Here is a 23297-nt window from a genome sequence, read left to right as displayed (position 1 = left end):
CATTCTAAGAAATAACAAACTTTGGCGAAACCTGATACTTGAAACTATTAAACAAAAAAAAGGCACGAAACCTACATTTCATGCCTTTCAAATATTTTATAAATTTCTCTTAGAAAAATCTGCTGTGCCAGCTGTCGGCGGCAGGAACTTCCCACGATTCATTAAACTCTTCGATATTGTTTACCAAATTATTGAAAACAATTGTGTTCTCAGAAACTGATTTATCTTTTACCATTTTCTTGAAATCAATTAATGGTTTATGTGCAATATGTTCTCCAAGCTTAAAAGTAACATTCATTTTGTCCAACAAATCAACGTTGTACTTCTTCTCTAAGCCTTGAATAAACTCAACCGAACTATCAATCGAGCAGCCTGTCGCAGCTTGCACTTCTTGATTTACGGCCAGTATGATAAAACGATTGTATTTTAGTAAAAATGAAGCTTCAAGACTTGTTCCGTGTGCGGCCCATTCTTCAACAAAAGCTTTCAAATCGGTTTCGATTTCAGAAAATTCTTCCTCAGAAAATTTTCTGTTCGATTGGTAAATCCAAACTCTAGATTCACCAGGTAAATTTTCAAAAGGTATATACATTTTAGTTTTAAATTTTAGATTGTTGATTTTAGATTTTTAAGATTTAACCTTAGAATCTTAGCATCTTAATAACTTAGAACCTCAGATTACAAATCCTGTGCATTAGCAATTAATTCTGCAATATCCAGCACTTTTACCTGACCCTCTTTTTCTTGATGTTTAATCCCATCTGTTAACATTGTATTACAAAAAGGACATCCTGCAGCAATAATATCTGGTTTCACCTCTAAAGCGTCTTCTGTACGTAATACGTTAACTTCTTTATTTCCTGGCTCAGCATCTTTAAACATTTGCGCGCCGCCAGCTCCGCAGCATAATCCATTGGCTTTAGAACGCTTCATTTCGACTAATTCAACATCTAACTTCTGAATTAAATCTCTTGGAGCTTCGTAAACTTTATTTGCTCTTCCTAGGTAACAAGGATCATGAAAAGTTATTCTTTTTCCTTTAAATTGACCACCTTCTACAGTAAGTCTTCCATCATCTATTAATGACTTTAAGAACTCTGTATGATGAATAACTTCATAGTTTCCGCCTAATTCTGGATACTCATTTTTTAAAGTATTAAAACAGTGCGGACAAGCGGTAACAATTTTCTTTGCTTCATATGCATTCAAAACCTCGATATTCATCATGGCTTGCATTTGAAACAAAAATTCATTTCCAGCACGTTTTGCAGGATCACCTGTACAGCTTTCCTCTGCACCCAAAACTGCAAATGAAACATTAGTACGGTTTAATATTCGTACAAATGCTTTTGTAATTTTTTTTGCTCTATCATCAAAACTCCCAGCGCAACCTACCCAAAATAAAACTTCTGGCTGTATTCCCTGAGCTAGCATTTCAGCCATTGTTGGCACTACTAAATTTTCTGACATCTCTTTTTGTTTAATCGTTGATTTGTTTAATTGTTTAATCGGCAACTTGATCGAATCCTAAGAACGATTAAACGAATTGACGATTAACCGATTAAACTATATTTTTAATTTTCGTTTTTCCAATTTAAACGGTCTTGCTGGCTGTATTGCCAAGGAGCACCGTTATTTTCAATATTAGTCATCATTGCATTCAATGACATTGGCGCAGCACTCTGCTCCATCACTAAATAACGACGCATATCCATAATAATAGACAACGGACTAATATTAACAGGACATTCTTCTACGCAGGCATTACAAGAAGTACAAGCCCACAATTCTTCTGGCGTAATATAATCGTTTAATAACGTTTTATTATCTGGTACAAAAACACCTTTATTAGCGTCGATATTATTTCCTACTTCTGTTAAACGATCTCTTGTGTCCATCATAATTTTACGTGGAGACAATTTTTTACCTGTTTGATTTGCCGGACAAGATGACGTACAACGTCCACATTCTGTACAAGTATAAGCATTCAACAACTGAACCCAATTTAAATCTTGAACATCGCTTGCTCCAAACTTACTTGGAGCTGCATTCTCATCAACAGGAGCAGCTGCAAATGGATCTGCATTTGGATCCATCATCAATTTCACTTCTTTTGTCACAGAAGCTAAATTATCAAACTGACCTTCCGGATTTAAATTTGCAAAATAAGTATTAGGGAAAGCTAAAAGAATGTGTAAATGTTTTGAGAAGTATAAATAGTTCATAAAAACTAAAATACCCGCAATATGCAGCCACCAAAAAGCTTCAAACAATAATGAAACTAATTCGTTTGACATTCCATTAAAGATCGGAGCAATAAACTGACTTACTGGAAAACTTCCTGCTTTATGAAAATGAGAAAATCCTCCTGGAACATTCTGCAAATGCAAATCAGAAGCATTCATCAATAAAAACAAAAGCATCAAAACGGTTTCAAAATACAAAATGTAATTGGCATCGCTTTTAGGAAATCCGTTTAAATCGGGGTTTATAAAACGCTTAAGTCTAATAACATTTCTTCTAATCCAGAAAACTACAACAGCAAAAATTACAAGTATTGCCAGTATTTCAAAAGAAGCTATTAAAACATCATAAACCACACCCAAATAAGGTGCAAAAATTCTATGAGTTCCAAATAACCCATCTATAATAATTTCAAGTAACTCGATATTAATAATTATGAAACCTACATATACAAAAATATGAAGTATTCCAGCTACAGGGCGTCTCACCATTTTTGACTGCCCAAGAGCAATCATTGCCATGTTTTTCCAGCGCGCTTTAGAATTATCCTTTCGATTTACATCTACTCCCAAGTTAATGTTTCGGATGATCTTTTTTACGCTCGCTGTAAAAAAACCAAAACCAACTATAAGAAGTATGGCGAACAAAATATTATCTAAATAACTCATTGCAATTATTTTTTATCAGTTGAATTCAAATCTTCAGCAGGAGCTACATAAGGTTTGTTTTTCTTTCCAAAAAGAGAAACGTTTACGTAACGCGTTGGGTATAAACGAACGTCCTGTAATAACAATTCAAGTTCCTTTGAAGTTTTTGCAAGGTTATTATAAAGAGCTTCATCACTTAATAATTTCCCCATAGTACCTTTTCCAGAATTTAAATTAGCCATAATACCATCAACTTTAGCCAAAGTTTGATTTAGGTTTCTAACGGTTTTTCCTAAATCGGCTTTGTTTAATGAATCTGATATTTTATTAAAGTTGCTTGACATTTTATTAAAGTTTGTCACAACTCCATTTATCTGACCTTTATTAGTATCTAAGATGTTATTGATACTTCCTGAAGCTTTATGAAACTGCTCCATTGTCTGACTTAACTCAGCCAAACTTTTCTTTAAATCGTCTTGCGTTTTTTTATCTAAAACATTGTTCAATCCAGTTACCAGATTGTCAATATTTAGAAGCATTTTATCTAACTTTTGCGTAATTGGATCAATTTTACCGCCTAACGAATCTGTTAATCCTAATTCAACCGCAGGTACTAATTTCTGACCATCTTCTGCTGGATCTTTATCTGCAAGATTTGGTACAATTTTTATCTGTTTCCCTCCAATCAAACTTGGAGAATACAAGGCTGCAGTACTGGTTTTAGAAATTGGAAAATCTGTTTTTAATTGTAGTTCAACCAATAATTTCCCAGTTATTTCATCAATTGTGATTTTATTTACTTTACCAATAGAAAGTCCATTGATGGTAACAGGTGCTGATGCTGACAAATCCTCTACATTGTCGTATTCGACATATAATGTTTTGTAATTTGTAAAAAGGTCTCTGCCTTTTAAAAAACTGTAGCCCCAAATAAATAATAAGATTGACGCGATGACTAAAATAGCCGTTTTAATTTCTCTTGTTAGTTTCAAAATTCTAAGTGTTTGTACAAAAATAATATAAATATTCGAACTAGGGCTTATTATTTAATGGCGTCTTGAATGCTGATTTTTTCACCATCACGATTCGCAATTAAAAATGCAGCTCCATATCCCTTACTCTTAGCTTCTTGCAAATATTTCTTTGCAGTTTCATAATCTGAAGTTTCTTGGTAGAAATATTTATAAATATTGTTTTCGTATAACATGGTTACATTATTCAATCCTTTAAAATTTTTAGCTTCTAAAGGTGTTTTTTTAATGCTGGCAATTAACTGTACTTTAAAAAAAGTGCCTTTTGGGGCATTTTTTTTCACTGCAGCAGATTCTACAACTTTATTCTTTGCCGGAGTAGATGTATCTCTAACTGGTCGAGCCTCTATTACTTCAGGAGTTCCTGAACCAAAATACTCTCTTTTATAACTCAAAATAGCTTCTGCAATTGCTTTAGCAATTTCATCTTGTCCTTCTTCAGAATTCAAAATATTTCCTTCGGTTGTATTAGAGATAAATCCTGTTTCAACTAAAACTCTTGGCATATAAGCTTTATGAAGTACCATAAATGGCGCCTGTTTTACTCCGCCTTGTCTTAATTTTTTTCCAAGTTTTTCAAAATTATCTTCGATTTTACTTGCAAGCGAAATACTGTTATCTAAATACTCTTCTTGCATTAAAGTCATGCCAATCATAGATTCTGGAGAGTTTGGATCATAGCCTTCGTATTTACGTTTGTAATCTTTCTCTAAAGTAATTACGGAGTTCTCTTTTTTTGCAGCCTCTAAGTTTGATGCAATTTTACTCAAACCCATTACATATGTTTCTGTTCCGTCTGCCGCTGTATTTTTGTTAGCATTACAGTGTATAGAAACAAAAATATTTGAATTGGCTCTATTGGCAATATTAGCTCTTTCTACCAAATCAATAAAAACGTCAGTTTTTCGCGTATAAATAACATTAACATTAGGATTAAGCTCTAAAATTTTTCCAACTTTTAGAACAATTGCTAAGGCGATATTTTTTTCGATCCGTCCGCTGTAAACAGCGCCAAAATCATGATCTCCATGTCCTGCATCAAGTGTCACCTTAAAAACGTTAGCTTGACTGTAAGCACAAAAAGACATTATTGTTAGAAAAAAAGTAAAGATTACCTTAATTTTGCTCAATCTATTCATAAATCTAAAAGTTAATTTTAATAAAACGCAACTGCTATAATTTTTATAATTGATTATTTTTGCCAAAAAATTATATGTAAGTTTGACATGTCAAAAAACAAGCCATAATTTTACAAAAATAGCATTTAAACCTTTGCACACAAACTTATTTAATATCGTTTTATTATCATTTTTCCTATCTGCAGGATGTGGTAAATTATATTCACAAGAGATAAAATCCAAAAAAAAGCCTTTGCCTGCTGTAAAACAAACAGATAAGCCTCAAATTAAACCTATTGATACTATTAAAGTAGACAGCATTAAGCCAACTAAGACTTTTTTAGACGGGAAAGTAAAATACAAAGCAAAGGATTACGCCAAAATAGATCAGAAGAAAAAAATCATTACTCTTTATAATGAAGCTGAATTGTATTATAAAGATGTTGAACTAAAATCGGGTATAATTGTACTTAATTATGAAAAAGATGAAGTTTATGCAGGTCGAATAAAAGATTCCGCAGGTGTATTAACTCAATATCCAAACTTCAAACAAGGAGCAAGCGAGGTTCAACCCGATTCTATACGCTTTAATTTTAAAACAAAAAAAGCCTTAATTTACAACTCAAGAACAGAACAAGGCGAATTTAAAATAAAAGCAGCTGTTACTAAAAAAGAGAATGACTCTGTTTACTTTTTAAGAGGCGCTCGCTTTACAACTGCTCAAGATATTGATAATCCTGAATACTATTTTCAAACTAATAAAGTAAAATTTATTCCAGGTAAAAAAGTTATTACCGGTTTAACCAATATGGTTATTGCAGATGTTCCTACGCCTCTAGCTCTACCTTTCGCCTACTTCCCGATGAGTCAGGAAAAAAGTGTTTCTGGTATTATTATTCCAAGTTACAACGACTCAAATACTCGTGGATTCTCTTTACAAAACGGAGGTTACTATTTTGCTTTAAGCGACAATTACGACTTAACCGTTTTAGGAGATTATTATACAAACGGGAGTTACGCTATGCGATTTGAATCGGCCTATGCAACACGGTATAAATATCGAGGAAACGTTAATATTCGTTTTGAAAACCTTATAAACAGTGAAAGAGGATATCCAGATTATTCTAAACAAAACATCTACAACATTCAATGGTCGCACTCAAAGGATACAAAATCAAATCCTAATTCGAGTTTTTCTGCTTCTGTAAATATGGGTAGCAGTAAATACTTTAAGCGATCTATCAATCAAGCCAATATAGGATCTAACTTAAATAATACTTTAAGTTCGTCTATTTCATACAACAAAACATTTAATACAATTCCGGGTTCACGTATATCGTTATCTGCTACGCATCAGCAAAATACGCAAACCGAGGACATCATTATGACACTGCCTAATCTTCAAGGTAGTATTGATCGTGTTTACCCTTTTGTTGGAAAAGACGGGGTAAAAAAAGGTTTTATAAAAAACATAAATTTACAATATAATGTAACTGGAAAGAACGAATTTAAAACAACTGATTCTTTATTCTTTAAACCGCAAATGTTTAAAGATGCAAAAATTGGTATGCAGCATTCTATTCCAATCAGCACAAACTTTAAAATATTTAAATACTTTAGTGCTGGAGCTTCTACAAATTACCAAGAAACTTGGGTTACCAAAACAATCGAAAAGAATTACGATGTAGATAAAAGTGCGGTTGTAGATAAGACTGTAAACGGTTTTGACTCTTATAGAACTTACAACTTCAGTACTAATTTAGGTACAACAATTTATGGTACGTTCAATTTTGGGGCCGATAAAAGAATTCAGTCTATTCGTCACGTTATGAGACCAAGTATTACTTACTCTTATACGCCGAGCTTCGAAAGATACTACGATCGTTATACTGTTGATGCAGCAGGAAAGATTTCTACAGATGAATATTCTCGTTTTGCAAACGGTATTTACGGCGCACCTGGAAAAGACAATTCTAACATAGTTGGTTTTTCTTTAAGCAACACTTTTGAAGCTAAAGTACGAGATCGTGACAGTACAAAAACAGAGCCTAAAAAAATAATGCTGTTGAACAATTTAAACTTCAGCACAAGTTATAATTTTAACGCAAACGGCAAAGAAACATTGGCTTTCCAGCCTATTCTTGTAAGCGGTGGAACACAACTTTTTCAAAACAAAATGAATGTCAATTTTGGAGCTGTTTTAAACCCATATGCAATTGATAATGCAGGAAACGTAATGAATATGTACAATATTGACAATGGAGGAAGCTTATTTAGAATGACCAGTGCGAATATTACAATGAATTACTCTTTTTCGAATAAGGGAGGAGATAATAAAGAAAAAAACAACCAAAGTCAGCGAAATGGTGGTCGTAATGACGATTTATTTGGTACAAATACAGACTTAAATGACAGTCGAAACAGCCAATTTGCAAACGAAAAAGATGACGATAAAGATGTAATTACGGAGTTCTTCAGCTCAAAATTACCTTGGGACATGACGCTTGCTTACTCATTGACATACTCGAATGCCAACAGAGAGAATAAAATAACCGGAAACTCAATCATGGTCTCTATGAACATGGATATTACACCTAAATGGAAAGGCGGGGTTTCAACTGGATTTGATTTTGTTCAAAAGGGAGTTACTTTTACCCAATTTCGTTTTGAAAGAGACTTGCTAAGCTGGAGAATGGCTTTTAACTGGTCTCCTATGGGAACAAACTCTAACTGGAATTTCTTTATCGGAATTAAATCTGGTATGTTGAGCGATATTAAATGGAATAAGCGAAGTACTTCAAATCGATAAGCCATTTTCTTAATTGTTTTATCTTAATTAGAAGATCTTAATAATTACTATACCAAAATTGTTTAAAAACAAATAAGTATCTACATATGAAAAAAATAATCTTTACAGATAAGGCTCCTGCTCCAATTGGACCTTACAATCAAGCTGTATTATCAGGAAACACACTTTATGCATCTGGACAAATTGCTATAAATCCAGCATCGGGTGAACTGGTAACTGACAACATCAATGATGAAACGAAACAAGTAATGGAAAATATTGCAGCTATTCTAGACGCTGCAGATATGACTTTTGAAAATGTAGTTAAAGCGACTATTTTTATTATGGATATGAACAATTTTGGCGCAATAAATACTGTTTACGGTTCTTATTTTAACGAAAAAACCGCTCCAGCACGTGAAACGGTTCAAGTGGCATGTCTGCCAAAAAATGTAAATGTTGAGATTTCTATAATCGCAGTGCAATAGCATCTAATAATAATTGTGCCGTTGCTTCGTTTGTTGCCAGCGGCACATTATGTACATCGCAAACGCGAATTAACATATTAATATCTGCTTCATGCGGATGACTGGATAAAGGATCTTTAAAAAAGAAAACCATTTTCGTAATTCCTTCCGCTACTCTGCCCGCAATCTGCGCATCACCGCCTAAAGGTCCAGAAAGCATTCTTTGGGTTTTAAATCCCGCAGCTTCGGCTTTTCCTCCAGTAGTTCCTGTTCCAATAAGTTTTATTGACTCATGATGTAATACATCACTATTTTTAATCAAAAAGTCGATCAAATCAGCTTTCTTGCCATCGTGAGCAATGATTGCAATTTCCATAAATCCAGAACTATTGGTTAGCAACATGGTACGCAATTAATCCATCAATTGGTCTTCTTAAAACATTCCCTAATTGAAGTTCATATTTATCAAAAGTTTCTTGTAATTCATCTTTTAGATAAAATGCAATAGAACCTACAAAATGTACAGGAACTTCTTTGCAGTTATCAAACTGTTTGATGTAGTTTTTAACGAAAGATTTCATTCCTTTGAAAATAATTTTTCTGCAGAATTCTGTGTCTTTGTGTTTGATTAAAAACTTTGCAAAAGTTGCCAAATAAGCATTTGGATTTGGTTCTTTGTATAGTTTGTTTTTAATAAAATCAGGATCAACGTCGTACTCTTTTTCAAGCTCTACCGCTAATTCTTTTGGCATTTTATTAAAATAGTACTTTCTAATTAATTCTTTTCCAAAAACATTTCCACTGCAGTCATCCATTAAGATATACCCTAATGACTGCACTTTTTGATGCAATACTTTTCCATCAAAATAACTGCAGTTAGAACCTGTTCCTAAGATAGAAACAATTGCTTCTTCACCTTTTGGTGTTGTTGCATAAACGGCAGCATAAGTATCTTCTTGTACGTCAATAATTGCATTAGTGAAATAATCCTGAAAGATCAGCTTTAAAGCTTCTTTCATTCTATCAGTTCCACAGCCAGCTCCGTAAAAGAACAAATGGGTTGCATTTTTTTTATTTTGCAAAATATCAAAACGATCGTTTAATCTTTCAATGATTTCCGGAGCGTCTAGAATTTCAGGATTTAATCCTAAGGTTTGTGTGGTGAATAATACTTTTCCATTATCATCAATTGCAATCCAATCGGCTTTAGTAGATCCACTATCAACTATTAATTTCATTTTATTTAGTTTTTGGATTAGTTTTTCTTCAATAAACTATAAGTGTGTTTTTTACAATAATTAAAGACGAAACAAAATAAGAAAATCCCGTTATTTTGACATAACGGGATTCTGCAAAAATATATAATATTATTTTAAACCTGCAATATGTACAGATAAATCGATCAATTTGCTTGAGTATCCGTACTCATTATCATACCAAGATACTAATTTGAAGAAAGTAGAATTTAATCCGATTCCTGCACCAGCATCAACGATCGAAGTTCTTTTATCAGAAATGAAATCTTGAGATACAACTGCATCTTCAGTATATCCTAAAATACCTTTCATTTCGTTTTCAGAAGCTTTTTTCAATACAGCTAAAATTTCTTCGTAAGTAGTTTCTTTAGCTACTTTTACCGTTAAATCTACTACAGAAACGTCAGCAGTAGGAACACGGAAAGACATTCCAGTTAATTTTCCATTCAAAGCAGGAATTACTTTTCCAACTGCTTTTGCAGCTCCAGTAGAAGAAGGAATGATATTAATTGCAGCAGCACGTCCACCTCTCCAGTCTTTTCTAGAAGGTCCGTCAGCAGTCATTTGAGTTGAAGTAGTTGCGTGAACAGTAGTCATTAAACCTTCAACGATTTCGAAATTATCGTGAATAACTTTAGCTAAAGGAGCTAAACAGTTTGTAGTACAAGAAGCGTTAGAAACAACTAAATCAGTAGCTTTTGCAGTTTCGTGGTTTACTCCCATTACAAACATTGGAGCATCAGCTGAAGGAGCAGAAATGATTACTTTTTTAGCACCACCTTTGATGTGCTCATTTGCAGTTTCGATAGTTGTAAAGATACCAGTACATTCTGCAACAACATCAACATCAACTTCATTCCATTTTAAGTCAGCTGGGTTTCTTTCTGCAGTGATACGGATATTTCTTCCATTTACGTACAATTTTCCTTCTTTAACTTCTACAGTTCCGTTGAAACGACCGTGAACTGAATCATATTTTAATAAGTAAGCTAAGTGATCTACATCTAGCAAATCGTTGATTGCTACCACCTCTACATTATCTCTATTGAAAGTTTCTCTAAAAACGATTCTTCCGATACGTCCAAATCCGTTTATTCCTAATTTTACTTTTGACATTTTACTAATTTTTTGCTTTTGTTTTTATTACACTAATTTAAAGTCTAATTTCCTCACAATAAACTTCATTCCTTTTTTTAAACTTTGTCTTATATAATTATGTAGACATGATGTCTGACACTCTCAATAATTCTCTATCAATCTCAGATTTACCTTTAATTGCTTGTTCCAGCGGAGTCAACGACACTTTGTCTTCTTTAAGACCAACCATGTAGTTTGATTTTCCTTCAATTAAAGATTCTACTGCTTTTACACCAAGACGACTTGCCAGTACACGATCAAAACAAGATGGTGAACCACCACGCTGCATATGTCCTAAAACAGATACTCTAACATCATATTCAGGTAAATTAGCTTCAACGTAGTCTTTTAATTCAAAAACGTTTTTACCAATTTTATCTCCCTCAGCAATAACAACTATACTTGATGATTTTCCTGATGCTTTACTTTTTTGAAGAGAGTCTAATAATCTATCTAAACCTAAATCTTCTTCAGGGATAAGAATTTCCTCAGCACCAGCACCAATTCCGGCATTAAGAGCGATATGTCCTGCATCTCTACCCATAACCTCTACAAAAAACAAACGGTTATGTGAACTTGCAGTATCTCTAATTTTATCGATACAATCTACTACTGTATTTAATGCGGTGTCATAACCTAATGTATGACTTGTACCATAAATATCATTATCAATTGTACCAGGAATTCCCATTACAGGAAAACCATATTCTGCATTGAAAATTAGACCTCCGGTAAAGCTTCCGTCTCCTCCAATAACAACTAGAGCATCAACTCCAGCTTTCACTAAATTTTCGTGTGCTTTTTTTCTACCTTCTGGTGTTCTAAAATCAACAGAACGAGCAGATTTTAAGATCGTTCCTCCTTTATTTACTATATTATTAACGCTTCGAGGGCCCATTTCTTTAAAATCGCCTTCGATCATTCCTTGATAACCTCTATAAATTCCTATGCATTCTATATTATGATAAGCACATGTTCGAACAACTGATCGTATTGCAGCATTCATTCCTGGTGAGTCTCCTCCTGAGGTAAGAACACCTACTTTTTTTATTGTTTTTGACATTATTTAAGTATTAAAGTGTAAAATTAGCAAACATTCACCACTTTTCAGGTTCTGTTTATTATAAATTAGTAAAATATGTTAAATTCAAACGTTTTCGTTAATAAGTTTTTTGACTGGAAAAATTTCATTTAAAATAATAAAACTCTCTTTTTTTAATTAATTCTTTAAAACTAACAATAGCCAAATGAAGTGTTACAAAAAACACATAAACTGTATTAAGCTGAAAAATTATTAATTGTCTAAAATACGCATAAAAAAACCCATTATATAAATAATGGGTTGAAATAGCATTTTTTTAACAATCATCTAAAAATCGTTATCAGGAATTAATCCTTCACTGTTATTTTTAGGCTGTGTTTTTTTCTCTTCTTCTTTTTGAGATTTCTTTTTATCTTTTTCAGCTTCTTTCTTATTCTTCTCTGATTCTTTTTTGTTGGTAAAATTAACAAAGTCAGGATTTAAATTAGAATCTTGAAAATCATCAGAGTTTTTAATGGCTCGTTCTAATTTATGATTTTTAAACATTTTGTTTACTAATTCGCTAAAAGTATCAAAATCGACTTCGTACGAAATACCAACTCCTTGTGTATAACCAATTCCCTGCCCGATATAATTAATATCATTCTCCTTATTAAACAAACGAAGATTCATTGATCCGTCATCATTCACTCGATATAAAATTTCAATATCACCTACAATTGCAGATTCATTAACACCACCAACCGGCACTCCTAATTTACCATTAATTGTAATTCTTTCGTTGATCTGAGAAGATATATTAGCTACAAACTGACCATCAGCTTCTTGCCCCAGCCTTTTATCTGCAGAAATATAATTTAAATCGATATTAACCTTATCATTGTCTGATTTTATAATTCCGCCTAATAAACTCGAAGCGGTTTCTGTCAACGTTCCAGATAAATCACCTTGGCTAAATCCGTCTGTACTCATAAACGAACCTGTAGACAATAAATAAAGCGCTTGTGTTTGACGAATATCTTTATCATCTAACTTATATTGAATTTCAGATTTTAGCACGTTACTTACTGATGGAAACTGAATATCAAAATTAGGCTCTGGGCTTGCTAAATCTCCTCTTAAACCAATAACTACTTCTACTGGTACTTTTTTATTAAATGAAGAGGTATTATCAAGCAATACCGCAGGATTTGCTGATGTTTTATAAACCGCTTCAAGATTCAACTGCGCTTTCATTGGGTTTCCTTCCCAAATAATAGATCCTCCTTTTTTAACAGAGAATTTTTTATCGATTAAACCGCCGTATTTAAAATTATAAGTTCCTTCGTATGCCTGGAAATCTCCCCACATATTAAACTTACCAAGAGTATTAATCTTAAACAACAGCGATCCATAACCTTTCCCTTTCATACCATGGCCGGAATTTCGATCTAGAATTACTTCAACCTCAGCATCTGGTGTAATATCAAAATCAAACTCCAACTCTAATCCGTTGTAGTTTTTTACTCTTTCGACAATACCATTTTCTAAATTGTACTTTTCTTTTGGTGTCACAAAATGAATCCAGCTGCTTTCTCCTACGCTTTGCGAATTGTTTATAGGAATTTTGACTTCGGTGCCTTTTTCAGATTTAGCGTCTACTTTAATAAACAAACCATCTACAGGGCCTTTTATACTTGCAGTTCCGTTTATAAAAGCTGTTCCAAAATACGCCGCATCTTCGCTGTCTTTTGTATCCAGCGCCAATAAACGTTTAGAAGTTATGGTTAAATCTAGTTTCCAATCTCCAAAATTATGATGCTCAATTGTTCCATTAAGCAATCCTTTTGTTCCAAATTTAGTGTCCGTCAATTGATTGTTTCTGAACAAGAATTTCTCATCTGTTAAATCAATTACAGTTCGATCACTAAGTTCATAATCGGTATTTAAGTACGGAATTGTCATTCCTGCTTTTTCGACATAAAGTCTTCCGTTGATTTCAGGTTTCTTCAAATTTCCAACTACTGCTGCATTTCCTGAAACTGTACCTCGTACATTCGACAAAACATCACCGCCAACTTTTCCTAAAGTCGCGAGGTTAAATCCTTCTAACTTTAAACTTAAATCTAAAAAAGTTTCTTTATTTTCTATAGCAAAAGTACCATTTGCTCTAAACGACTCCGCAAAACCATTTACAATAGAAGAATTTATGGTAAACTTTCTAAAACTTTCGTCACCAGCAATATCAAATTTTAAAGTCCCTAAATCTATTTCATTTAGATTCAGCTTATCAATCGAAATTGTTGCGGTGGGTTGATAAACATCTTTATTCTGCTTGTAATTTATATTTCCGTTCAAATTACCATTAAATACAAACTTCGAATTTAAAGGCGTAATCTTATTAATATCAACATCTTCAAAATTCAGAACCAGATCTTTATAGTCTTTGCCTTTTATCACCCCATTTAAATCAATTTTTTGATCTTCATGCGACAAAACTATATTGTCAAAGGTAAAATTCTTGAAAAACTGATCAAAAATGATCTGATTGTCTTTTTCTGAATTTTCATTTAAATACCATAGATAATCTTTGAACTTCATTTCAGATTTCTTAATCCCAACAATGTTATTCTTGTTTTTATCAATGGTATGAAACAAATCTAGATTAAAGTAATCCTCTCCTTTTTCTCCTCCTTTAAACTCAGACCTTACAAACAAAGTGTCTTTTGCAGTAACGTTAATTAAATTAAAGTCGCGTATTTTATAATAAGGCGTTTTAATGCTGTCTAGTTCTACGAAAGCATTATAAAGTGCATTTTTATTATCAACGCTGACTCTTATATTATCAAAAGTATTTTTGGCCGCTGTAATTTGCTGCGAATTAAACTTAAATTTAAACTCATTTTGATCAGCATCAATTTTACCACGAACAACTGTACTCGAGTCAATTTTCATTTCCGGATACAGCATTTCAACTACCTTATTATATACATGAAAATTAAAGCGTAAAAACTGTCCTTTGTTTACTTTATAAGGCTTGTAATTGGTATATAAACTTCCTACGGAATTCATAACCAATTTATCTAACTGATCGAAACGAAATTTACCTACTATTTCTCCATCAACAACGTCGGTAGAATTAATTGTTATAGTACGAAGCTTATTTTCATCAAAGCCAGAATTTATAGTAACTTCATCAAAAATATAAGTCGATTTTGGATTTTGATAAACAGCATCTTTGATAAAAATATTCCCCTGAAGATTCTCAATTGAATTTCCTGTAACTTCGACAACGGCATCTCCTTGAAAATGAGAAATAGAATCGTCTACAAACCTAAGTTTTCTTAAATCGGCATTCTCTACATTTATATGAAAATCATATTTACTCTCACGTTTGCTTAAATCGACCATACCGTCAAAAGTCAAACTTAAATTTGGGTCGTTTACAGAAACCTGTCCTTTATAATATGGCAATTTAAAATTCCCGTTTACCACTATATTATTATAGGTGTACTTATTGTAATCTAGTTTTGCAATATCACCTTTTATCTTAGTATTTAAATATTTCTCTGTAAAACCTACACCATCAACATCAATATTTAATGTTGTTTTACCAATATCTTTTCGGTCTAATAATGCACCTACATTAAAATTATCTAGTACAATATTCCCTGAGTAAGATGCTTTGTCGATAAAATCCATATTATTCATATGCAGATCGACAACACCATTACCAAGATCTGTTGCCATTTTAAAAGCAGCTTCTAAATCTGTAGTCGAAACTTTGGCTTTCCCGACAATATTGAACTTACCAATTTTTTTAAGTTCTTTTGGCAGTTTTTTACCCAAAATCTCAGGAAGTATAACTACTAGATTATCGTAACTTGAAATTAATTTATCGAACTTTCCGTTCATAGAAAACTTTTGCGTCTTGCTTCCTAACAGATTTCTAAAATTAATATTTCCAAAAATTTTAGATCCATTAGAATCGCTAAGTCTAAGATGATTTAAATTCAGATTATTTAAAGGCCCTTTTATTTTAGTTCTAACTCTAAAATGCTGATTTTTTCCAAGTCCGTCATAAAAATAACGAATATCGTTTGAAGCAATCGAAGACGAATCCAAAGCTACATCAAACTGAACTTTATCTGTAAAATCAAGAAAATCGGTAATTTTATAATTTAAAATTGCTTTTCCATAAATCCATGACCTTTTTGTTTTTATGGCTAAATTTTCAACTTTTATTTGTTTTTTGGTATAACTAAATTTACCCGCAAAGTTTGAAACATATAAACCTCGATGATCTAAAAAGGAAAATCTATGAATAGTGGTATTTACATCAGGACCATACAACTTAAAATCACTGATATAAGCATTCAGCTTTTTAAAATCCAGGAATCTTGGTGTATTTTTATTTTCATCAATAACCGAAAAATTACCATTGGTGATATAAGCATTTCGAGCTGTTAAGAGAAAATGCTTATCAGATTTCGGTGTTTTTTTTCCCGTTTCAAACAATTTAATAAACTTATTAATATTGTTTTCATTTTCATTTTTATAGGTTTTCAAATTAAAAATCAAACCCGTTAAACGAAGATCTCCAAAAATTAAATCGCCGTCAAGCAATCTTTTAATGCTTAAAATATCTGTAGTAATAAGATCAGAATAGATTAAAGTCTTTTTATGATGATCTAAAATCAGGACCTTTTTAAGTTTTACTCCGCCAAAAATATTGATTGCTGTTTTCTCTACACTGATATTTGTTTTAAAATCAGTATTCAGAGTTTCAGTTATATATCGTGCGATTTTTGTTTGTACAACAGGCAGCGACAATGTGATAGCAAGTACCAGCAAAAGTAAAATTAAGCCAATCAGGGTTCTGGATACTATTTTCTTAATTCGTTTGATAACTGCTTTTTATTATTGTTTTTGTATTAATTTATTTTGAACAGACAAAGGACGACTGTTTTGATAAAAATTCTTTAATTTTGGCTTCTCCTTACAATCAAAGAAAATTGAAAATTTGATTTGTCAAATATAATTCAAAATTTGTGCCTTTATATGCAAAATCCAGAGGTTTTTATTCTTGCCATCGAAAGTTCATGCGACGATACTGCGGCCGCAGTTTTACATAACGACAAAGTACTCTCAAATGTTGTAGCGAACCAGTTAATTCACAACCAATACGGCGGTGTTGTTCCTGAGTTAGCTTCGAGGGCGCATCAGCAAAATATTGTGCCTGTAATTGATGCTGCACTTCGTAAGGCAAATGTACAAAAAGAACAGCTAACTGCGATCGCTTTTACACAAGGCCCAGGCTTAATGGGATCATTATTGGTTGGAAGTTCTTTCAGTAAATCGTTAGCATTAGCGTTAAAAATTCCGTTAATTGCTGTAAACCATATGCATGCCCATATTTTGGCGCATTTTATAGACGAAGAAGGTTTTGATAAACCAGAATTTCCATTTCTAGCTTTAACAATCAGCGGCGGGCATACTCAAATTGTAAAAGTAAACGGCTTTTTTGATATGGAAATTATCGGAGAAACAACTGATGATGCTGTTGGTGAAGCTTTTGATAAAAGTGCCAAAATTCTTGGTCTTCCTTATCCTGGCGGGCCTTTAATTGATAAATATGCCAAAGAAGGAAATCCAAAAGCATTTGCATTTACCAAACCAAAAGTTCCGGGATTAGATTTTAGTTTCTCAGGATTAAAAACGGCAATTTTATATTTTATTCAAAAGAATAAACTTGAAAATCCAAATTTTATCGAAGAGAATCTTAATGATATTTGTGCTTCAATACAATATACCATTATTGAAATTTTGATGGACAAATTAAAACTTGCTGTCAAAGAAACAGGAATTAAACAAATTGCAATTGGCGGAGGTGTTTCGGCAAACTCAGGTATTAGAACCAGACTTAAAGAAAGTGAAAGTAAATACGGCTGGAAAACTTTTGTTCCAAAATTTGAATATACCACAGATAATGCTGCAATGATTGGAATTGTAGGTTATCAAAAATACTTATCAAAACGTTTTGAAACTTCTGCGGTGGTTTCAAAAGCGAGAATTCAATTTTAAATTATGCAGTTATTTTACAATCCTGATATAGACGAAACAACAAAAAGTTTTTCTTTTGATAAAGAAGAAAGCAAACATATTATAAAAGTTTTACGCAAGAAAGATTCGGATATTCTTCATGTTACAAACGGTTCGGGTTTATTGTTTGAAACCGAAATAACTTTAGCTTCTGATAATAAATGTATTGTTGAAGTACTTTCTATAAAAAAATCTCCAGAACCAAAATTCCGCTTACATTTAGCTGTTGCGCCAACTAAAATGAATGATCGTTTTGAATGGTTTTTAGAAAAAGCCACCGAAATTGGAATTCAGGAAATTACGCCAATTATATGCGATCGTTCTGAACGAAAAGTTATCAACTTAGAGCGTTTTGAAAAAATCATTTTATCGGCTATGAAGCAGTCAAATGAAACTTTTCTTCCAAAACTAAATGATGCTGTTTCTTTTAAAGAATTCCTTAAACAAAAAAATAAAGGTTTGCAATTCATCGCGCATTGTGAGGAAACAGACAAAAGATCTTTGAAAGATGCCTTAAAACCAAACGAAGATGTAACTTTATTAATTGGTCCTGAAGGCGATTTTTCGGATAAGGAAATTGCATTGGCTATTGAAAATAACTTTCAACCGGTAACTTTAGGAAATACTCGATTACGAACTGAAACTGCTGCCGTTGTAGCTTGTCATAGTGTTGTATTTTTTAATGAAGTCTAACCGTTATCTTGTCATTTCGACGAAGGAGAAATCTTCGCGAGTAACTCGACAAAGATTGGTTTATAGTTATGGAGCTTCTTATGGAGATTTCTCCTTCGTCGAAATGACAAAAAGCCATGTAAGTAAAGGAAAATCATACGATAATTTGCTATTATGAAAAAAATATTCTACTTAATATTACTTTTTTCTTTCTCTTCTTTCTCTCAAGAAATTGCTTTGCTTAAATACAGCGGCGGCGGCGATTGGTATGCAAATCCAACATCGCTTCCAAACTTAATACGATTTTGCAATGCGAACATTAATACTAGAATAAAAGCAAAACCATCAACGGTTGAACCTAGTAATCCTGATTTGCTTTCGTATCCATTTGTTCATATGACTGGTCATGGAAATGTAGTTTTGAGCGATTCTGATGTTACTAATCTTAGAAATTACTTAACTGCTGGAGGTTTTTTACATATTGATGACAATTATGGAATGGATCAATATATTCGAAAGGAAATAAAAAAGATATTTCCAAATAATGATTTAATCGAAATTCCTGCCAATCATCCAATTTTTCAAAAACCTTATCCTTTTCCAAACGGTCTTCCAAAAATTCATGAACATGACGGAACTCGCGCACAGGCTTTTGGAATTTTCGTCGAAAATAAATTAGTTTTATTATACACTTACGAATGCGATTTAGGTGACGGATGGGAAGATGCAGAAGTACATAATGATCCCGCAAATGTTCGAGATAAAGCGCTAAAAATGGGCGCAAATATCATCAACTATATTTTTACCAATTAAAGACTAAAAAGTGCAGCTTACTCACGAAGAAAACCAATTTGAAAGAAAAACTTTTCCAATAACTTTGGTTTGCGATCATATTTATTTTCAGCAAAATATTGGTTCACTTTTTAGAATTGGTGAAGCTCTGGGAGTTGAGAACATTATTTTCTTAGGCAAGGATATTCCTTTAACTCCAAGAAAAATAAACAAAACCTCACGCAGCACACATCTTCACGTACCCCATACTATTATTGAAGAAACTTCTGACCTAATCACTTTTCTAAAAGAAAACAATTTCGAGATTATCTCACTTGAAATCACAAGTACCAGCAAACCTTTAAAAGAAGTTCAAATTCCTGAAAACCAAAAAATTGCACTTATTATCGGCAATGAAATTAACGGTATTTCTGATGAGCTTTTAAAAATTTCACATCAAATTGTGCACATAAATATGTTTGGAAAGAACAGCAGTATGAATGTTGTGCAAGCAGCAAGTATAGCTTTATACGAATTTACTTCATAAAAAAATATTTAACATTTTTGTAAGAACTAGACTATACAAGGGCTTGTAAAATTCTGACAAAAAAATTGTTATATTTTTTTGGTCAAAACATCATTTTGTTATAAAATTGCGACATAAATAACCAAATTTAATTTTTTATAACAAAAACCCCAAGTATTATGAAAAAAGTTATTATTACCGCAATCACAGCATTAGTGCTGTTTTCATGTCAAAACGACCAAACTGAATCCTCAAATTCAGATACAAGTGCCGTAACTCGTCGTGCTTGTGCTTCTCAGGAAGTTTTAGACGCTCAATTAAAGGCAGATCCTATGTTAGCCATTAGGATGAATGAAATTGAAGCCTTTACCAGTCAAAAATTACTTACAAATCGTTTAGTGAATGGCAAAATCGAAATTCCTGTTGTTGTGAATGTATTGTACAAAACCGCAGCACAGAATATTTCGAATGCACAAATTCAAACACAAATCGATGTTTTAAACAAAGATTTTAATGCACAAAATTCTGACTACGGAAATGTTCCTGCTTTATTTTCAGGAGTTAAAGCCAATATAGGAATTACATTTGTTTTAGATCAAGTAATCAGAAAATCAACAACCAAAACTTCTTGGGGTACAAATGACGCTATGAAAAAAACGGCTCAAGGCGGTATTGCACCAACTTCTCCAACCACAAAACTTAATTTATGGTCTTGCGCAATTGGAGGCGGAATTTTGGGTTATGCACAATTTCCCGGCGGTGCTGCGGCAACTGACGGAGTTGTAATTGATTCTAGATATTTTGGTTTATCCGGAGCGGCAAATGCACCATTTAACCTTGGCAGAACCGGAACTCACGAAGTGGGTCATTGGATGAATTTACGCCATATTTGGGGAGATGCAAGCTGTGGAAGTGATTTAGTAACCGATACACCAACACACAATACTGCAAACTATGGTGTTCCAGCATATCCGCATTACAGCACATGCACAGGAACTCCTGTAGAAATGACAATGAATTATATGGATTATGTTGATGATAATGCCATGTATATGTTTTCAGAAGGACAAAAAAGCAGAATGGCTGCTATTTTCCTTTCGGGAGGACCAAGAGCGGCCTTTGGAATCTAAAACAAACAACATATTTACAAAACAAAAAGCGAGATGTCATCATCTTGCTTTTTTTTGTTTATCCAAAATTTTCAAAAGCTTTTTCCTATATTTATCATCTAAAATTTAAATATGGTGACGTCAAAAACTATTTCAAACGGAATTTTAAGAGCTTTAACTACAATCTTACTTGTAGGCGCGGGACTCTATTTTTTATATGAAATTCAAAGTGTTATTGTTTACTTATGTATTTCTTTAATACTATGCCTGATTGCAAATCCGTTAGTACAGTTTTTGAAAAACAAATTAAAATTCAGCAATTCATTGGCCGCCACTACCACTCTTATCCTTTTTGTATTAGCATTAGTGGGTTTTATTTTACTATTTGTTCCATTAATTATTTCACAAGCCAATAATTTATCACTGCTCGATACTAACAACTTGCAGCAGCAGTTTATTGCTACAGAAAAAAGTATCGAAAGTTACTTTAATATTCAGCATGTAGATTTGAATAAAGTTTTAAAAGAATCTAAAATAACTTCCATGCTGGATTTAACTTATTTTACAGGCTTCTTAAACTCTCTTTTCAGCTTTATGGCAGATATGGGTATGGGATTCGTTTCGGTATTTTTCATAACTTTTTTCTTCATCAAAGATCAAGATGCCTTTAAAGTTTCGGCAAGAAAAATTCTGCCTGACACTAATGAAGATAAAATTTTAAACTCAATTGCTAAGATAAATCATTTTTTAACCCGCTATTTTATTGGTTTACTTCTTCAATTAACGGTCGTATTTATTTTGTATTTTATTGTGCTTCTTATTTTTGGCAACAAAAATGCATTTGTAATTGCTTTTTTATGCGCAATTTTAAACATCATACCATATATAGGACCAATTATTGGCACTATACTGGCGGCATTATTAACTATGATCAGCTTAATTGGGCAAGATTTTCAATCGGAGATTTTACCTACGACAATATATGTAGTCATAGGCTTTTTACTTGTTCAAGCTATTGATAATAATATCAGCCAGCCTATAATTTCATCAAAAAGTGTAAATTCGCATCCGTTAGAGATATTCTTAATTACGGTAATCAGCGGTATCACTTTTGGAATCGTAGGAATGATTATTGCAATTCCATTTTTTACTATGGTAAAAGTAATCTTAAAAGAATTTTTCCCTGACAACAAAATTGTCTCCGTATTAACTGAAAGAATTTAGCATTGAACTTTTCGATTTTAAACAAAAATATCCAAGAATTTATTACTCAAAATACTGGTGTTTCTATTAGTAAACTTGCGCTTCAGAAAAATCCTTTTCCTGAGGTTGACTGGATAGCAGTTTTAAATCAAATCGAAGCCAGAACTAAAGCTAAAGATAAACTGTCAACCTGGTTCTCAACTGAAAACATTATTTATCCAAGCAAGGTTTCTGTTGAACAAACCTCATCAGAAAAAACGGCTGAATATAAAGCTTCTTTAATTTCTGGTAAATCTTTAATTGATCTTACAGGCGGTTTTGGAGTTGATGATTATTACTTTTCTAAAAAGTTTAAACTTGTTGCGCATTGCGAAATCAATGAAGATTTATCCAATATTGTAAAACATAATTTTGAACAGCTGAAAGTTGCAAACTGTGATTTCTACGCTGCTGATTCTGCAAATATTTTAGATAAATCTGAAATAAAGTGGGATTGGATTTATATTGATCCTTCTCGTCGAAATGATGCCAAAGGCAAGGTTTTTATGTTGAAAGACTGTTTGCCAAATGTTCCGGAATCATTAGACTTTTATTTTGAAAAATCGAATTCAATTTTAATCAAAACGGCTCCTTTACTAGATATTTCTGCGGGTTTATCTGAATTAAAATTTGTAAAAAACATTCATATAATTGCTCTCGAAAACGAGGTTAAGGAATTGCTTTTTGAAATTCACAATCAGTATAAAGGCAGTATTACTTTAAAAACAGCTAATATTTTAAAGGATAAAATTGAAACCTTTGATTTTGTCTTGGATGACGAAATGAATTTTATGCCTTATGAATTACCTAAAAAGTACATTTACGAACCCAATTCGGCAATAATGAAATCTGGCGGATTTGATGAAGTAAGCTCGATTTTTAAAATTGGTAAACTTCACAAACATTCGCATTTATATACTTCTAACGAATTAATTGATTTTCCAGGGCGTGCTTTCGAAATAGAAAAAGTGATTCCGTACAATAAAAATGATATGAAAACAGAGCTTGTAAATGAGCAGGCAAATATTACCACTAGAAATTTTCCTGAAACGGTAGAGAACATTCGAAAAAAATGGAAAATAAAAAATGGCGGTAATAAATATTGTTTTTTTACAACTGATAAAAATGATAACAAAATAGTTTTAATTTGCAGAAAAATAATTTAA

General features: G+C 32.5%; 19 protein-coding genes. 9 read left to right on the top strand and 10 right to left on the bottom strand.

The genetic code is table 11. The annotated features are described in order from the left end of the window. Positions 1-109: 109 nt before the first annotated feature. From B0A75_RS02960 to B0A75_RS02940, 5 genes are all read right to left on the bottom strand, one after another. Positions 110-592, bottom strand: a complete 483-nt coding sequence (locus B0A75_RS02960) for an ABC transporter ATPase (protein WP_089052805.1) — start codon at positions 590-592, stop codon at positions 110-112. Positions 593-678: 86 nt separating this feature from the next. Next, complete coding sequence (locus tag B0A75_RS02955; protein WP_089052852.1) at positions 679-1470, bottom strand: (Fe-S)-binding protein; 792 nt, start codon at positions 1468-1470, stop codon at positions 679-681. 104 nt (positions 1471-1574) lie between these two features. Beyond that, positions 1575-2912 (bottom strand): (Fe-S)-binding protein, encoded by a 1338-nt coding sequence (locus tag B0A75_RS02950; RefSeq protein ID WP_089052804.1) that lies wholly within the window; start codon positions 2910-2912, stop codon positions 1575-1577. A gap of 5 nt (positions 2913-2917) precedes the next feature. Then, positions 2918-3883, bottom strand: a complete 966-nt coding sequence (locus B0A75_RS02945) for an MlaD family protein (protein ID WP_089052803.1) — start codon at positions 3881-3883, stop codon at positions 2918-2920. Positions 3884-3933: 50 nt separating this feature from the next. Further along, the gene (locus tag B0A75_RS02940; protein WP_089052851.1) at positions 3934-5061 is read right to left on the bottom strand and encodes an N-acetylmuramoyl-L-alanine amidase family protein; all 1128 of its coding nucleotides are present in this window, start codon (positions 5059-5061) and stop codon (positions 3934-3936) included. A gap of 49 nt (positions 5062-5110) precedes the next feature. On the opposite strand from B0A75_RS02940, the gene B0A75_RS02935 reads away from it, so the two are divergent. Further along, positions 5111-7849, top strand: coding sequence for a putative LPS assembly protein LptD (locus B0A75_RS02935; protein WP_089052802.1), 2739 nt, complete (start codon positions 5111-5113; stop codon positions 7847-7849). An 86-nt stretch (positions 7850-7935) separates the two neighbouring features. Beyond that, the gene (locus B0A75_RS02930) at positions 7936-8316 is read left to right on the top strand and encodes a Rid family detoxifying hydrolase (protein WP_089052801.1); all 381 of its coding nucleotides are present in this window, start codon (positions 7936-7938) and stop codon (positions 8314-8316) included. On the opposite strand, the gene B0A75_RS02925 is transcribed toward B0A75_RS02930, so the two are convergent. From B0A75_RS02925 to B0A75_RS02905, 5 genes are all read right to left on the bottom strand, one after another. Further along, positions 8297-8671 carry a methylglyoxal synthase gene (locus B0A75_RS02925; protein ID WP_089052850.1) on the bottom strand — a complete coding sequence of 125 codons (375 nt, stop codon included), beginning with the start codon at positions 8669-8671 and terminating at the stop codon, positions 8297-8299. The two genes, B0A75_RS02930 and B0A75_RS02925, sit on opposite strands and share 20 nt — an antisense overlap. Before the next feature lie 10 nt (positions 8672-8681). Continuing rightward, entirely contained in the window at positions 8682-9533 is an 852-nt protein-coding gene (locus B0A75_RS02920; protein WP_089052800.1) for an N-acetylglucosamine kinase, read from the bottom strand. Positions 9534-9662: 129 nt separating this feature from the next. Further along, the gene (gene gap, locus B0A75_RS02915; RefSeq protein ID WP_089052799.1) at positions 9663-10667 is read right to left on the bottom strand and encodes a type I glyceraldehyde-3-phosphate dehydrogenase; all 1005 of its coding nucleotides are present in this window, start codon (positions 10665-10667) and stop codon (positions 9663-9665) included. A 97-nt stretch (positions 10668-10764) separates the two neighbouring features. Further along, the gene (gene pfkA / locus B0A75_RS02910) at positions 10765-11751 is read right to left on the bottom strand and encodes a 6-phosphofructokinase (protein WP_089052798.1); all 987 of its coding nucleotides are present in this window, start codon (positions 11749-11751) and stop codon (positions 10765-10767) included. A 306-nt stretch (positions 11752-12057) separates the two neighbouring features. Then, positions 12058-16563 carry a translocation/assembly module TamB domain-containing protein gene (locus B0A75_RS02905; protein ID WP_244284335.1) on the bottom strand — a complete coding sequence of 1502 codons (4506 nt, stop codon included), beginning with the start codon at positions 16561-16563 and terminating at the stop codon, positions 12058-12060. 207 nt (positions 16564-16770) lie between these two features. Here B0A75_RS02905 and tsaD point away from each other — a divergent pair, with 207 nt between their 5' ends. The 7 genes from tsaD (at position 16771) to B0A75_RS02870 (ending at position 23297) form a co-directional block, all read left to right on the top strand. Beyond that, a complete protein-coding gene (gene tsaD / locus B0A75_RS02900; RefSeq protein WP_089052796.1) occupies positions 16771-17793 on the top strand; it encodes a tRNA (adenosine(37)-N6)-threonylcarbamoyltransferase complex transferase subunit TsaD in 1023 nt (340 codons plus the stop codon). A gap of 3 nt (positions 17794-17796) precedes the next feature. Further along, a complete protein-coding gene (locus B0A75_RS02895) occupies positions 17797-18504 on the top strand; it encodes a 16S rRNA (uracil(1498)-N(3))-methyltransferase (RefSeq protein ID WP_089052795.1) in 708 nt (235 codons plus the stop codon). A gap of 153 nt (positions 18505-18657) precedes the next feature. Next, positions 18658-19296 carry a DUF4159 domain-containing protein gene (locus B0A75_RS02890; RefSeq protein ID WP_089052794.1) on the top strand — a complete coding sequence of 213 codons (639 nt, stop codon included), beginning with the start codon at positions 18658-18660 and terminating at the stop codon, positions 19294-19296. 10 nt (positions 19297-19306) lie between these two features. Then, positions 19307-19801 (top strand): TrmH family RNA methyltransferase, encoded by a 495-nt coding sequence (locus B0A75_RS02885; RefSeq protein ID WP_089052793.1) that lies wholly within the window; start codon positions 19307-19309, stop codon positions 19799-19801. Positions 19802-19959: 158 nt separating this feature from the next. Beyond that, on the top strand, positions 19960-20910 hold the full coding sequence (locus B0A75_RS02880; RefSeq protein ID WP_089052792.1) for a zinc metalloprotease: 951 nt from the start codon (positions 19960-19962) through the stop codon (positions 20908-20910). A gap of 111 nt (positions 20911-21021) precedes the next feature. Continuing rightward, positions 21022-22113 carry an AI-2E family transporter gene (locus tag B0A75_RS02875; RefSeq protein WP_089052791.1) on the top strand — a complete coding sequence of 364 codons (1092 nt, stop codon included), beginning with the start codon at positions 21022-21024 and terminating at the stop codon, positions 22111-22113. A gap of 2 nt (positions 22114-22115) precedes the next feature. Further along, positions 22116-23297 carry a THUMP-like domain-containing protein gene (locus B0A75_RS02870; protein ID WP_089052790.1) on the top strand — a complete coding sequence of 394 codons (1182 nt, stop codon included), beginning with the start codon at positions 22116-22118 and terminating at the stop codon, positions 23295-23297.

The organism is Flavobacterium oncorhynchi (assembly GCF_002217355.1).
Taxonomy (GTDB): Bacteria; Bacteroidota; Bacteroidia; order Flavobacteriales; family Flavobacteriaceae; genus Flavobacterium; species Flavobacterium oncorhynchi.
This window is presented reverse-complemented; position numbering and strand designations above follow the sequence as displayed.